Below are 12190 nucleotides of genomic sequence, written 5' to 3' on the forward strand. Positions count from 1 at the left end.
TCTTTTTCTTTTAATTCTTCCATTAACTTTTCTCCTCTCTCTAGTAGTGTACAAATTTCTTATTGAAAGCCATTTGTAACAATGTGAATACTAGAATAATTAAGAATAGTACGATACCAGCTGCGGCTGCAATCCCATACTGACTTTCCTGATAAAACTTTTGGAAAATGTAATAGACTACTGTCAAAGCTGAGCCAGCTGGACCTGGTCTACTTTGAAATAGGGCGAACACTTCATCAAAGACTTTGAAGCTATTGATCACACCCATTACAGAGACCAAGAACATTGTTGGTCCTAAAAGCGGAAGAGTAATGTTCGTAAACCTCTGCCAACCTTTCGCTCCATCTATTTTAGCTGCAGAATAGTAGTTTTCATTGATAGCATTCAGTCCAACTAGAAACAAGATAATATTGAATCCTAAGCCTTTCCAAATTGCTAATATCACTAAAGCCAACATAGAGTAGTTTGGATCTGTGATAAAAGCTATTGGATCGACTCCTAAGAAGCTGAGTCCATAATTCATTAGTCCAAATCGACTATGATAAATCCAGTTCCATACAATTGAAATAGCTACCGTACTTGTTACAAAAGGCAAAAAATAAATAGATCGGAAAAAGCCTGATAAAAAGCTAACTTTTTTAAGTAAAATTGCAATGGTCAAAGAAAGAACAATCGACGTTGGAACGACTCCAAGTACAAAGATAAACGTATTTCTTATAGCCAGCCAGAAACTGGTATCATTGAAAATCGTAAAGAAATTATCCAAACCATATCCATTAACTGCTTGAGTAAAAATATTGAAATCCGTATAGAAACTCATTAAAAAAGAGCGCACAATCGGATATAAATTGAATGTAGCAATAACCAGCATCATCGGAAACAAATAAAGAATCGCTTTAAAGGAACTTTTAAAAGTCGGTTTGTCGATCATATCCTAGCGACCTCCTCTACAGGAACGATTCCTCCTTTTGAATCAAAGAAATGAACCTTGTTTATGTTAGCTGTTAGATAAAGAAGTTCCCCTTCTTCCGGAATGATATCCAAGTCTGTTGCGACCACTTCATCTTCCCCTTGTTTAACATGAACGGTTGTGTCTTTTCCGACTCGGGCAACATGGCGAACAATACCCGAAAACAGCATTTTGCGTTCATCACTTGTTGTTAAAATATCTTCTGCACGAATACCAATTCTTTTAGTTTGGTTGATTGCTTCATCAGAAATTGGCATCCATTCTAAAATCGACTTATCCTGTTCTACATCAATCATATTAATAATCGGTGTTCCAAGAAATTGAGCTACAAACTGATTGTTTGGTTTGTTGTAAAGGGTAATTGGATCACTATTTTGCTGAATGGCACCCTCATTCAATACCATAACTTCGTCTGAGATACTTAAAGCTTCTTCTTGATCATGGGTTACAAAGATAGTCGTAACGCCTGTCTCTTGCTGAATCCTGCGAATTTCTTCTCTCATCTCTATACGTAATCTTGCGTCCAAGTTGGATAAGGGTTCATCCATAAGCAAAATAGACGGTTCTTTAGCCAATGCTCTGGCAATCGCTACACGTTGCTGCTGACCACCTGAAAGTTGTTTTGGTTTTTTATGTACATGATCTTTTATTTGAACCAATTCTGCTAGTTCTAATGCTCTCTTTTCTCTTTTCTTTCTAGGCATTTTCTCCATTTTTAAAGGAAACATAATATTTTCTAATACGGTCAGATGCGGATACAAAGCATAATTCTGAAAAACCATTCCAACTTTTCTTTTTACTGCGTCTTGCTTTGTAACCTCTTTGTCTCCAAACATAATTTTCCCGCTGGAAGGAAAAGTTAAGCCGGATATCAGCATCAAGGTAGTCGATTTTCCACAACCGCTGGGACCTAATATAGAGACTAGTTTACCTTCAGGTATGGTGAAATTAATATTATTAAGTACATCTTTATCTCCGTAAGACATTTTAATGTTCTCAAAACTCACTTGCACGTTTTGTTCACTCCTATTCTAAAATTGACTATGTTAGGCTCCATAGCAATTAACCGTATCATTTTGACACAAATGCAGTCTATCACACGCTTGTAAATGACTCGTAAATAGAATGTATACATCTCGTCAATTTTAGGTTTTTGCTTTCCTCCTTAAAATATGCTATAAACGTTCCTGATCAACTCGTCTAACGATACTTGATTTTAAAAGAGGTTTATAAGACAATAGGCGGTAAGCTTTACTGAAAAGGAGAGAAATAGTCGTTATGAATCAGCTGATCAAAGAATATATTACGAGTCATGAACAAGAATTGATTGATTTCCGCAGAGAGCTACATATGTATCCGGAAATTGCTTTCGAAGAATTTGAAACGACGAAACGAGTAGCTGCTCGTTTGGATACACTTGGGATTCCTTACAAAAAAATGGATCCTACAGGTATTCTTGCAGAGATTAAAGGAGATTTACCTGGTAAAACGATTCTGCTAAGAGCAGATATGGATGCTCTACCGGTTGAAGAATTGAATACTCATCTGCCTTATACTTCAACTATTGAGTCGAAAATGCATGCTTGCGGCCACGATGCTCATACTGCAATGCTTTTGTCCGCTGCCTCAGCGTTAAACGAAATCAAAGAGAATATTCAAGGAACGATTCGTTTATTATTTCAACCAGCGGAAGAAATCGCTGAAGGGGCTCGCAAGATGGTTGAACAAGGGGTAACAGATGGCATTGATAATGTTTTTGGTATTCATATCTGGTCTGAGCTAGAATCAGGTAAAGTTTCTTGCCCTCCTGGCCCCTCTTTTGCTGCGGCTGATTTATTAACCGTTCATTTTAAAGGTAAAGGTGGTCATGCAGCAATGCCACACCAAACGGTAGATGCGGCTGTTATGGCGTCACAATTTGTATCAACCATCCAGTCGATTGTTTCAAGAGAAATCGACCCTCTGCATCCAGCTGTTGTGACCATTGGAAAAATGGAAGTTGGTAGTCGTTTCAATGTTATTGCAGAAAATGCTTTACTTGAAGGAACGGTACGCACTTTCGATTATGCTACTAGAAATAAAATTGAATCGGCATTGAAACAATACGCTGAACAGATTGCTCAATTATTTGGAGGAAGCGTAGAAGTAGCATACGATCGGAAAACGGAACCCGTCGTTAATGAAAGTCGTTCAGCAACCTTAGTTCAATCTACTGCTGCTGAAGCTTTCGGGAAAGACGTTATAAGGGAACAACCACCTACCATGGGTGCAGAAGATTTTGGTTACTACATGACGGATAGACCTGGAGCCTTTGCCTTAGTGGGTGCTGCAAATGAAGCTAAAGATACTTGCTGGGCACATCACCACGGTCGTTTCAATGTAGATGAAGAAGCTATGAAAGTTGGCGCAGAACTTTATGCCCAATATGCATTAGCTTACTTGAATCAATCTGACTTTTAATCATAAAAAGAACGTAGAGAATTTTTCTCTACGTTCTTTTTGTGGTTATTAATTTACGTTCAATACTTTTTCTTTTATATGAATGAAATCTGTAATCAAGGCATTGACAGGTGCATCTAAACCATATTCATTAGCTAATCTTGCAACTGCTCCGTTAATGAAGTCAATCTCTGTTCGTCTATTATGTTGAATCAAATCTTGATGCATGGATGGATAGTGGTGTCCCAATTCTTCTGCAGTTTTAACAATATAAGCGACTGTTTCATCAAAGTCTAAATGAACATCTTGTTTCTTAGCTACTTCAACAAATTCTTTCACAATTTTATTGGTGACTGAAAGAGCTTCTTCTGTCTCGAACATTTCACCAAGTGTTGTATCTAGAAGAGAGCAAGTCGCATTCAGTACGCCATTTACACAAGCTTTTCTCCATATTGAGAATTTAACATTTTCACTGTAGATACCATTCAACCCTGCTTCTTTTAAAACAGCCACAATTTCTTTTGCTTTTTCTTCTCCACCCGGCACGAAGTTCTGAATTTCAGTTGAACCCGTTCCTTCTAATTCGATTTTTCCTGGTCCCGTAAGCCCTGCAGTCCATATTGTTACACCAATCAGAATATTTTTTAGAGCAACATATTCTTTCATGACCATTTCGTGTCCGATACCATTCAATAAACAAACGACTTTTGTATCTTCTCCAATAATAGGCTGGATATCTTCAAGCATTTCTCCTAAAAACATCGCTTTTGTAAATAAGAAAACTACATCTACTTGATTGGTAACTTGGTCTGGATAGTAAATGGGTATATCAACGACTTCTTCTGTTCCATTGTAATTTACGGTCAATCCATTTTCTCTAATGGTTTCAATATGTTCTTTCCATTTGTCGATCAGTATAACGTCATTTCCCGCTTTGTGTAACATAAATCCAAAACGACTACCCATAGCGCCACTTCCGGCTATTGCCATTTTCATGATCATTCACTCCTAAACTTTCTAAAAAAACTACTTAACTATTATAGCACACACGAGAATAGGTATTCGTTGTACTGAAATAGGTTAAGTAGATTTTATAAATACTTTTTTATTGAATGTTTTACATTGTGCTTTGGATTAAAATCACTGTAATAGAAACCACTACTACAAGTAGAGATAAAACATTGGCGAAAATAAAAGGTTTAACACCTGTCTGTCTGATTGCTTTAATATCTGTTTTCAAACCAATTGCTGCTAATGATGCCACCATCAAGAAACGGCTAACGCCTTTTAATAAGTCTACTTGAGAAGGAGAAATCAGTCCCAAACTATTTAATGTAGCCATCCCTACAAAGAATATGATGAACCAAGGAAATAGCTGCGTCAGCTTAACCTTTTTTTTGACTGTTGAAGAAGACTGATTTTTTTTGAAATAAATATACGAAAATATGAGTACAGTAGGAATAATGGCCAGTGTTCTAGTCAATTTAACCATAGTCGCGATTTCTCCAGCTGCTTCTGAAAAGGCAAAACTCGTCGCCACTACACTAGAAGTATCATTTACAGAAGTCCCACTCCAGTAACCAAAAACCGTATCACTTAATGAAAGTACTCGCCCCATGATTGGATATAGAACAATCATGACCATATCGAATAAAAAGGTCGCAGAGATTGCGTAAGAAACATCCTTATCTTCTGCTTCAATGACTGGTGACATCGCTGCTATAGCTGAACCACCACAAATACCTGTCCCGGCTGCAATCATATTAGACAATTTCGAGTTGATTCCCATCCATTTTGCGAGTAAGGCACCCCCACCAAAAGCTGTTAATAGAGTGAAAAACAAAATAATTAGCGTCTGTCCTCCAACTTCTAAGACAATGTTTAAATTCAGTGAAGCACCTAGAAGTACAATCGCAAATTTCAGAATTTTCTTAGCTGTAAACTGAATACCCGGTTGGATTACTGCTGACTTTTGAGCATACGGTCTAATTAGAACACCTAAAAACATAGCTAGTACCGCTGAGCCAATAATATGCACAGGTAAAATGGCTTCCACCCACGTGGCTACTAGTGCAATGAGTAACGTTAATGCAAATCCTGGTAAAACTTTTTTCATTTTCTACACCTGATCCTATAAAATTTTCACTTATTCATTTTAACATATTTTTTTAAACTATATTTAAAAAGGATATTCAGTTCGTTTGTACTCTACTCTATTTAGCGATTCCGTAAAAAAAGACCTAAATCGGTCTTTTTTTTATGACTATTCTGATTTAGGCATGAACCCTTTCTGTTTTGTACGCTTTATAGGCTGTGTAGACTGCACTAAGGGCTTGAACAGCAATACAAACACTTGCAAGCAAGATAATCGTGGATTGCGTATTCTCAATAATGATGCCGGTAAATGACCAGACAAAGACTAATGGATACAACCAATCTGTATATTTTAGCGAAATGTATACACATAGTATCGTTGCAACAACTAGTAAAATCAACGTCCAATTCAATTCGCTTAAACCTAAGAATTCTTGAACATCAGATGATACTGCCCATGTAAAAATATTGACAATTGTTGCGACAGTGACCCATCCAAAATAAATAGAAAACGGGAATCGATCAAAAAAGTTATATCTAATTTTTGAAATCGCACGGTAAATCATCACTAGTGTTAAGAGTAATCCTACTATAACAACTGTAGATAATCCGATTTGATCTCCCGTAAACATAATGATCCATGCACCATTCAAAGCAAAGTTCAGCAACAACCAGACTTTAACTTTATCGTAGATCGTTCCTTCAAATTGCTTGATGAAAAATAATCTAACAATCCAAATCAATACACTCAAATAAATTAATCCCCAGATAGAAAAGGCAAATCCTGCTGGCTGAATTAGCGCTTGTTGATCGTCAGCGGTAGAACCTACATCGGTGGCTGACCAATAATTTAGAAATATCATTACTCCAAAGACAACTAGATAGAGTATTCCAAACTTTTTACTTTTTGACATAAAATCTCTCCTTTAATCATTTTTTATAAGATCAGAATTCAAAATAAAGAGAATCAAGAATATCCTGTTGATCGTATTTTTTGATCAATTGTTTTAGATAGGTTTTTAATTTTTTCAATGTATTCTCTTCATTCTTCACTTCTTGAAGCAGTTTCTGATATTTATCTTGTTCTTTTTCCGTTGCACTATTTTTTATATAATCCCACACCTGATCTGTAGCATTTACCCCTGTTGTATTTGACGGCTCCTCTTCAAGAGCGGCTTCTATCAATCGATAAAAAGGAATGACTGGGTAGGATGACTGATCTTGCAGTAAAGACTGTATACTTTCATATATTTCTTGAGAACGTTCAAGCACGACGTATTTGTATCGACTCCACTCATTTTCTAAATCTTTGATTTCACCGTTTTCGGTGGTAGCAAGAATACATTTGATGGCAGAGAGGTTTTTATCTTTTACTTCCAACATGATATCGATATCTAACTTTTCCACTTCATTGTAATACTTCATAAATTCATCTATTCCAATGGATTTAGAATGAGAACCTGTTCGATTATTCATTTGCTGTTGTGAATAATGGGTTTTCTGCCTACCATCCTTAGTCTTCCATGTTTCTTTAGCTTTTTTTATCCAATAAGTGTCTGATTTAGAATCATCACTCGAGTTGATAGCATTGTGTAAATTATCGTAAACAGCCGGTGCGCCTGTTCTTTCACAGATCTTTAAGACTTCTTCGATGGTGTATGAACGGTCATCATTTTCGATTACTAATCGATCTTTTACGTTCTCACTTAAAGTATTATAAACATCGACAAATCGGTCCATCGCAGAATCTTTATCTCCGTATACTCCTCCAACATGCAGAATCAACTTACTACTTGAATCTACTCCAAGGCTATTTAAAAATAACGTATGATATTCAAGATCAGCAATCGCTCTTTTGACAACATCTTCATCCGGCGAATTCAGCACAGTATACTGGCCAGGATGCATGGAAACTCTCATACTGTATTTTCTAATCAATTTTCCTAATTCCTGAAATTGTTCTGAAAACTGTTCTGACCAGTTCAATGTATTTACTTCTTTGTCAGAAGCAAACGGTATAATATCAGAGCTAATTCTAAAAAGACGAATCTGATGTTGTCCATTGAATTCGATAATGTGCTTAAGTGCTGTAAGGTTGTGCTCTATGAGAGAACTTAAGTGTTCTTCAGTAGCACTCGCTTTTCTACAAGTCTTTTGTTTAGTGTCTGCTACTCCGACTGCAATACAGGGGTATCCAATACTCAATTGAGGCTCTCTCCTTTGCTCGTTGATTGTATAAAAAAATAGTATCATCCAGACCTAGTGTCCTTCTAATACTATCCTACATTATTTTATTATTTTTCTAAACTTATTCGGTTTGAACTTTTTTCTGAGCGCCAATTAGGTTAAAAAGCCATTTATATTATATTCTGTTCATCGATTCTAACTTATACAGTTATTGATTTATACTCCACGTTCTAGTTCATCTGGATACTTTCTCAAAAATAGTCCGTTTTTTTCTACTATATTCTTAAAGCTTTCAATAGCTTTTTCTGATTCAAAAAAAACTTCCATGCTTCTATCAAAATGTCCGCGTAGCGAGAATCCAAGTTCCATGAAATGAATATTACAGAAGAAAACTTCTCTGGAGTTAATTTGATACATGAGTTTCAAATCTTCAAACGATTCAACTACGAAGAAATCAGAAGCTGTTTTTTCGTCCGTTTGTTTTAGTAATTTTATCCATTGAAACTGTTCAAAGCGGTCTACTTGGTTCAAAACGGCTAGATGCGTCTGCTCGCTAATTTCATTGTAGGGCATTTCAATAACTATCGATTGATTTGTAGATTGATTATATAGTTCTTCAAATAGTGAAAGATAATTGCCTTCATATTTTAAATACAGATCCTCAAAGGCAAATGAGAAACTACTCGCTTCATCAATGTCTAAGGTATGAGAAAAAGGATCTAAAAGTCTATGCAGCGTTTTATAATAGAAGTCATCGGAATCTGTTTGTATGTTTATCAACTGTTCTTTTAAAGATTCTACTTCCTCGTAATTGATCATTCGCAAAATTACTTCTCCTTTTATCATTAAACTGAGATAAATTCTTATGCTGTATGCTATTATACCAGTAAGATATAACGGTTGCTACTTAATTTATACTCTATTTTTAATATCATACATGTGATATGATAATTAAATCAATTAACTCGGTTTCGGAGGAAAAAAATGGTCTGTAAAAACTGCGCTACTTTTGGTCAAAAAATCACTTTTCATTTAGATGATTCACTTCTGGCTCTTGCGGACGAACACTTCTATCGGTCTGGTTACGACTACGAAGTTCAAAAATCGAATTTGATTACAGATGAAGCTGGTGCGATTGATTTATACGATTTTTTACATGAAATGGGACTCACAGAAGGCATCCAGTTTCAAATAAATCAGTTGAATTGGAAACCTATTGAACAGTTTCACGAATATGTGGATGCTGCATGGATCGATTCCATCATTAATGAACGTCATTTAAATATGCACTTCCAACCTATTATAAAAGGCAATGGAACGATTTATGGTTATGAGATGCTGGCTAGGTTTAAAGATGATGAAGGTCAGGCAATATATCCGAATCAAATCTTCCCTGCTGCTAAAGCTCGCGGACGAACATTTGCTTTAGATCGAATTTGTCGAATCAATGCGGTTAAACAAATCAATCGCCTTGATGATCATCTTAAAGTCTTTATCAATTTCATTCCTACGGCTATTTATGCACCTGAGCATTGCTTGAGAACGACTACGCTTATTACTAAACGTTTAAATGTGGATCCAAAGAGAATCGTATTTGAAGTTGTCGAAACTGAGAAAGTAGAAGATTTAGCGCATTTGAAGTCTATTTTAACTTATTACAGTAACCATGGATTTTCTTATGCACTCGATGATGTGGGTGCTGGATATAATACATTAGATGTTCTAGAAGAACTTTCTCCTCCTTACATGAAACTCGATATGGTTTATGCTCAAGGCGTAGCAACTGACATAGAGAAGCAGACGATTGCACGTTTATTTCTTGAAAAAGCGAATAAAATCGGCTCTATACCTCTAGCTGAAGGAATTGAAACATACGAGGATTTTGAGTGGTTGAAAACTCAAGGATATCAATTATTCCAAGGATATCTATTCGGAAAACCAGAACCCGAGCCTCTATTGGTAGACAAAATACCGATTATTTAAGCCATACAATTTTGAATACTATTCGTATCACTATTGATTTCACTTCTAACCTGTTATACTTAATATAATAAATCACAAAGGAGTTGTTATTCATGATTTGGACTTTAATTGGTTTGCTATTATTATTCTGGGTATTAGGTCTAGTATTTGAAATAGCCGGCGGACTCGTACATATTTTATTAGTCGTCGCACTACTTGTTTTCATCTACAATATGATTACTGGTCGTAAAAATAAAACCAGGTAGATTAACTATCTGAACAATATAAAAAGACATAGGTCCTAGGATCTATGTCTTTTTATATTGTTCTTATTCTGCTACTTCTTGAAAATAATCTACAACTTGATCCAACTGTTGTTCACGAGTATTCGTGCTTTCTCCATCTCCTTTTTGAAAACCATAATATCCAAAATTAGAGTGGTTTCCGCCTTCTATAACCTCGTACTCCGTTTGTTCTGGAAGAAGAGCTTTAGACTCTTCATATCGTTCCTGATTAATGACTTCATCATTCGTTGCGAAGAACGACACGACCGGTATATCAGCTTGTGACAAATCCGCTCCATCGCTAGGATAAGAAGCTAGTAGAAATGCGCCATCTATCTCATTTAGGTGATCAACCGCGTAAAGTAAAGCGCTAGTTCCTCCCAAAGAATGTCCGCCAATCCACCAAGGCAATTCAGAAGGATATGCTTCTACAATGTCTTCAAAACGATTAACGCCTAATATGGCAAGATTCAAAGGCATTTGCGGTATAAAAACACGGTATCCTTTTTCACTTAATGCTTTAGCTAATGGCAAGTAAGCTTCTTTCTCAACAAAACCTCCTTGATATAATACAACATTTCCGAGTGCTTCATCAGGTTCTATCACAATCGTATTTCCATCAGTCTGAACGGCTTCGTCTTCAAGTATAGCTACTGCTTCAGGCATGGCAGAATAAGTGGCGCTTTGAACATAAGTGAGGATTCCACCAATAATGAGTAAGATAATCAGTAGAAAAGAAACAATGATCTTCTTCCAATGATCTTTTATCCAATTTTTCATATAACGACTTCTTTCTATAGTAAATTCAACTCTTATATCATAACACCTATTTTTATTTTTGTCTTTTTAGATTTCACAAAAAAAAATGAACAAGCAGTAGGACTCTGCACTGTTCATTTTACGATTTATTTTTTTGATTTTCACTTGTTATCTCGTTAAATTATAAAGCGTCTGATCTTCTTCTGCATCTGTATAAGCAAAGATATGGTCTCCAGCTTGGAATACCGTTTCTCCTCGCACAATCATATTCTCATTGCCCCTTTGTACAGCAATCAGTACAATATTATCGGAAATAACAATATCTTTCACTGTGGCACCATCGGCTTTTGAACCCGTGTTTACTGTAACTTCAACAATAGAAGCATTTTTATCATTCAGCTTCATGAGTGTAATCATATTGTTCATATCAATTTGGTTTGAAATCACACGTGCAAGCAGATTAGCCTGACTAATAGGAATATCAACCCCCATATCTCGAGTGAATAGCCACTCATTTTTAGGATTGTTCACTCGTGCAATAACCTTTTCTATTCCGAATTCAAACTTTGCGATTGTAGAGGCTACTAAATTAATTTCATCTGCTCCTGTTACTGCCGCTACAACATCTGCTTCATAAATCCCAGCTCTTTCAAGAATTTTTGGATCAGCGCCATCGCCATAGATAATTTGTTCCTCTTTGAATTCTTGCTGATTGTATTGAATGACTTTTTCTCTATTATCAATAATGCAGACATCATTTTGTGCTTCAACCATAATTCTCGCTACGTAAGCACCCACTTGTCCGCCACCTATTACGATTACTTTCATATTCTCTGCACCCCCTTAATGTATGTCAAGTATTCTACTGACTTCTCCAAGTGATTTTGATAGTACCGAAAAATAAATAATATCTCCTTGTTCAATAACTGTATGATTTGAAGGTACAAACGATTCGTTATTTCGACTAATTGCAAATACTTTCAGTTCATTGATAGGAAAAGCATCTCTTAATGTTTTTCCATTTAAGAGCGCTGGTGCAGCAACTTTCACAATATCTACTGGTGTATTTCCTATACTCATTATGGTATCTATTTTGTTGAAAGTCAGTAGTTCTTTTGTTCGTGAAATCCCCCATTCTGTTGTTGCTATGACCTGTATTCCTAGGGCATTGTAAATGGCAACTTTCCGCTTATCATATAGTCGCGCAATAACTTTTGGAACCTTATAATGTATACGTGCAATTCTGGCAACTAATGCATTCGTCTCATCACTTTCAGTACAGGAAATCAAACTATCGGCTGTTTCAATTCCAGCCTCTTCTAAAATATCTTTATCAAATTCTTTCCCAAAAATAATCTTCCCAGAGAAGTCTCTATCGAATTTACTGATTTTTTCTTGTGAATCACTAATAACTGTTACATCTTCTCCATCATTCAATAACTCTAATGCTAAATTAGATCCTAACCTTCCTGCACCTACTATAATAATTTTCATT

At 35.9% G+C, this 12190-nt stretch carries 13 protein-coding genes; 3 read left to right on the forward strand and 10 right to left on the reverse strand.

Annotated features, from left to right (window positions below; genetic code table 11):
* Positions 1-40 precede the first annotated feature (40 nt).
* Entirely contained in the window at positions 41-931 is an 891-nt protein-coding gene (locus VXN63_RS07610) for a carbohydrate ABC transporter permease (RefSeq protein WP_327757432.1), read from the reverse strand.
* Positions 928-1983, reverse strand: a complete 1056-nt coding sequence (locus tag VXN63_RS07615; RefSeq protein WP_327757433.1) for an ABC transporter ATP-binding protein — start codon at positions 1981-1983, stop codon at positions 928-930. Before VXN63_RS07615 ends, VXN63_RS07610 begins: the two co-directional genes overlap by 4 nt.
* 265 nt (positions 1984-2248) lie before the next feature.
* On the opposite strand from VXN63_RS07615, the gene VXN63_RS07620 reads away from it, so the two are divergent.
* Positions 2249-3430, forward strand: a complete 1182-nt coding sequence (locus VXN63_RS07620) for an amidohydrolase (protein WP_327757434.1) — start codon at positions 2249-2251, stop codon at positions 3428-3430.
* A 48-nt stretch (positions 3431-3478) separates the two neighbouring features.
* On the opposite strand, the gene VXN63_RS07625 is transcribed toward VXN63_RS07620, so the two are convergent.
* The 5 genes from VXN63_RS07625 to VXN63_RS07645 all read right to left on the reverse strand — a co-directional run bounded on the left by VXN63_RS07625 (position 3479) and on the right by VXN63_RS07645 (position 8515).
* Positions 3479-4405, reverse strand: a complete 927-nt coding sequence (locus tag VXN63_RS07625) for a 2-dehydropantoate 2-reductase (protein ID WP_327757435.1) — start codon at positions 4403-4405, stop codon at positions 3479-3481.
* Positions 4406-4526: 121 nt separating this feature from the next.
* Positions 4527-5525 (reverse strand): YeiH family protein, encoded by a 999-nt coding sequence (locus VXN63_RS07630; protein WP_327757436.1) that lies wholly within the window; start codon positions 5523-5525, stop codon positions 4527-4529.
* Between the two features lie 157 nt (positions 5526-5682).
* A complete protein-coding gene (locus VXN63_RS07635) occupies positions 5683-6417 on the reverse strand; it encodes a TspO/MBR family protein (RefSeq protein WP_327757437.1) in 735 nt (244 codons plus the stop codon).
* Positions 6418-6448: 31 nt separating this feature from the next.
* Positions 6449-7708, reverse strand: a complete 1260-nt coding sequence (uvsE, locus tag VXN63_RS07640) for a UV DNA damage repair endonuclease UvsE (RefSeq protein ID WP_327757438.1) — start codon at positions 7706-7708, stop codon at positions 6449-6451.
* 198 nt (positions 7709-7906) lie between these two features.
* On the reverse strand, positions 7907-8515 hold the full coding sequence (locus VXN63_RS07645) for a hypothetical protein (protein WP_327757439.1): 609 nt from the start codon (positions 8513-8515) through the stop codon (positions 7907-7909).
* 159 nt (positions 8516-8674) lie between these two features.
* Here VXN63_RS07645 and VXN63_RS07650 point away from each other — a divergent pair, with 159 nt between their 5' ends.
* Together VXN63_RS07650 and VXN63_RS07655 are read left to right on the forward strand one after the other, a co-directional pair.
* The gene (locus tag VXN63_RS07650; protein ID WP_327757440.1) at positions 8675-9673 is read left to right on the forward strand and encodes an EAL domain-containing protein; all 999 of its coding nucleotides are present in this window, start codon (positions 8675-8677) and stop codon (positions 9671-9673) included.
* 92 nt (positions 9674-9765) lie between these two features.
* Positions 9766-9918, forward strand: a complete 153-nt coding sequence (locus VXN63_RS07655) for a lmo0937 family membrane protein (RefSeq protein ID WP_225743480.1) — start codon at positions 9766-9768, stop codon at positions 9916-9918.
* Positions 9919-9981: 63 nt separating this feature from the next.
* Here the strand turns inward: VXN63_RS07655 and VXN63_RS07660 are convergent, their stop codons facing one another.
* The 3 genes from VXN63_RS07660 to VXN63_RS07670 form a co-directional block, all read right to left on the reverse strand.
* Positions 9982-10716: an alpha/beta hydrolase gene (locus VXN63_RS07660; protein ID WP_327757441.1), complete on the reverse strand. Its 735-nt coding sequence runs from the start codon at positions 10714-10716 to the stop codon at positions 9982-9984.
* 147 nt (positions 10717-10863) lie between these two features.
* The gene (locus tag VXN63_RS07665; RefSeq protein ID WP_327757442.1) at positions 10864-11523 is read right to left on the reverse strand and encodes a potassium channel family protein; all 660 of its coding nucleotides are present in this window, start codon (positions 11521-11523) and stop codon (positions 10864-10866) included.
* 15 nt (positions 11524-11538) lie between these two features.
* On the reverse strand, positions 11539-12189 hold the full coding sequence (locus VXN63_RS07670) for a potassium channel family protein (protein ID WP_225743477.1): 651 nt from the start codon (positions 12187-12189) through the stop codon (positions 11539-11541).
* Position 12190 lies beyond the last annotated feature (1 nt).

Source organism: Marinilactibacillus sp. XAAS-LB27 (assembly GCF_036039175.1).
In the GTDB taxonomy this organism is placed as follows: domain Bacteria; phylum Bacillota; class Bacilli; order Lactobacillales; family Carnobacteriaceae_A; genus Marinilactibacillus.

What these genes read in the sequence shown, in the direction of transcription:
- VXN63_RS07655 (WP_225743480.1), top strand. Translation starts at nt 9,766, where the DNA reads ATGATTTGGACTTTAATTGGTTTGCTATTATTATTCTGGGTATTAGGT.
- VXN63_RS07665 (WP_327757442.1), bottom strand. Translation starts at nt 11,523, where the DNA reads ATGAAAGTAATCGTAATAGGTGGCGGACAAGTGGGTGCTTACGTAGCG.
- VXN63_RS07650 (WP_327757440.1), top strand. Translation starts at nt 8,675, where the DNA reads ATGGTCTGTAAAAACTGCGCTACTTTTGGTCAAAAAATCACTTTTCAT.
- VXN63_RS07610 (WP_327757432.1), bottom strand. Translation starts at nt 931, where the DNA reads ATGATCGACAAACCGACTTTTAAAAGTTCCTTTAAAGCGATTCTTTAT.
- VXN63_RS07660 (WP_327757441.1), bottom strand. Translation starts at nt 10,716, where the DNA reads ATGAAAAATTGGATAAAAGATCATTGGAAGAAGATCATTGTTTCTTTT.
- VXN63_RS07670 (WP_225743477.1), bottom strand. Translation starts at nt 12,189, where the DNA reads ATGAAAATTATTATAGTAGGTGCAGGAAGGTTAGGATCTAATTTAGCA.
- VXN63_RS07620 (WP_327757434.1), top strand. Translation starts at nt 2,249, where the DNA reads ATGAATCAGCTGATCAAAGAATATATTACGAGTCATGAACAAGAATTG.
- VXN63_RS07635 (WP_327757437.1), bottom strand. Translation starts at nt 6,417, where the DNA reads ATGTCAAAAAGTAAAAAGTTTGGAATACTCTATCTAGTTGTCTTTGGA.
- VXN63_RS07630 (WP_327757436.1), bottom strand. Translation starts at nt 5,525, where the DNA reads ATGAAAAAAGTTTTACCAGGATTTGCATTAACGTTACTCATTGCACTA.
- VXN63_RS07625 (WP_327757435.1), bottom strand. Translation starts at nt 4,405, where the DNA reads ATGAAAATGGCAATAGCCGGAAGTGGCGCTATGGGTAGTCGTTTTGGA.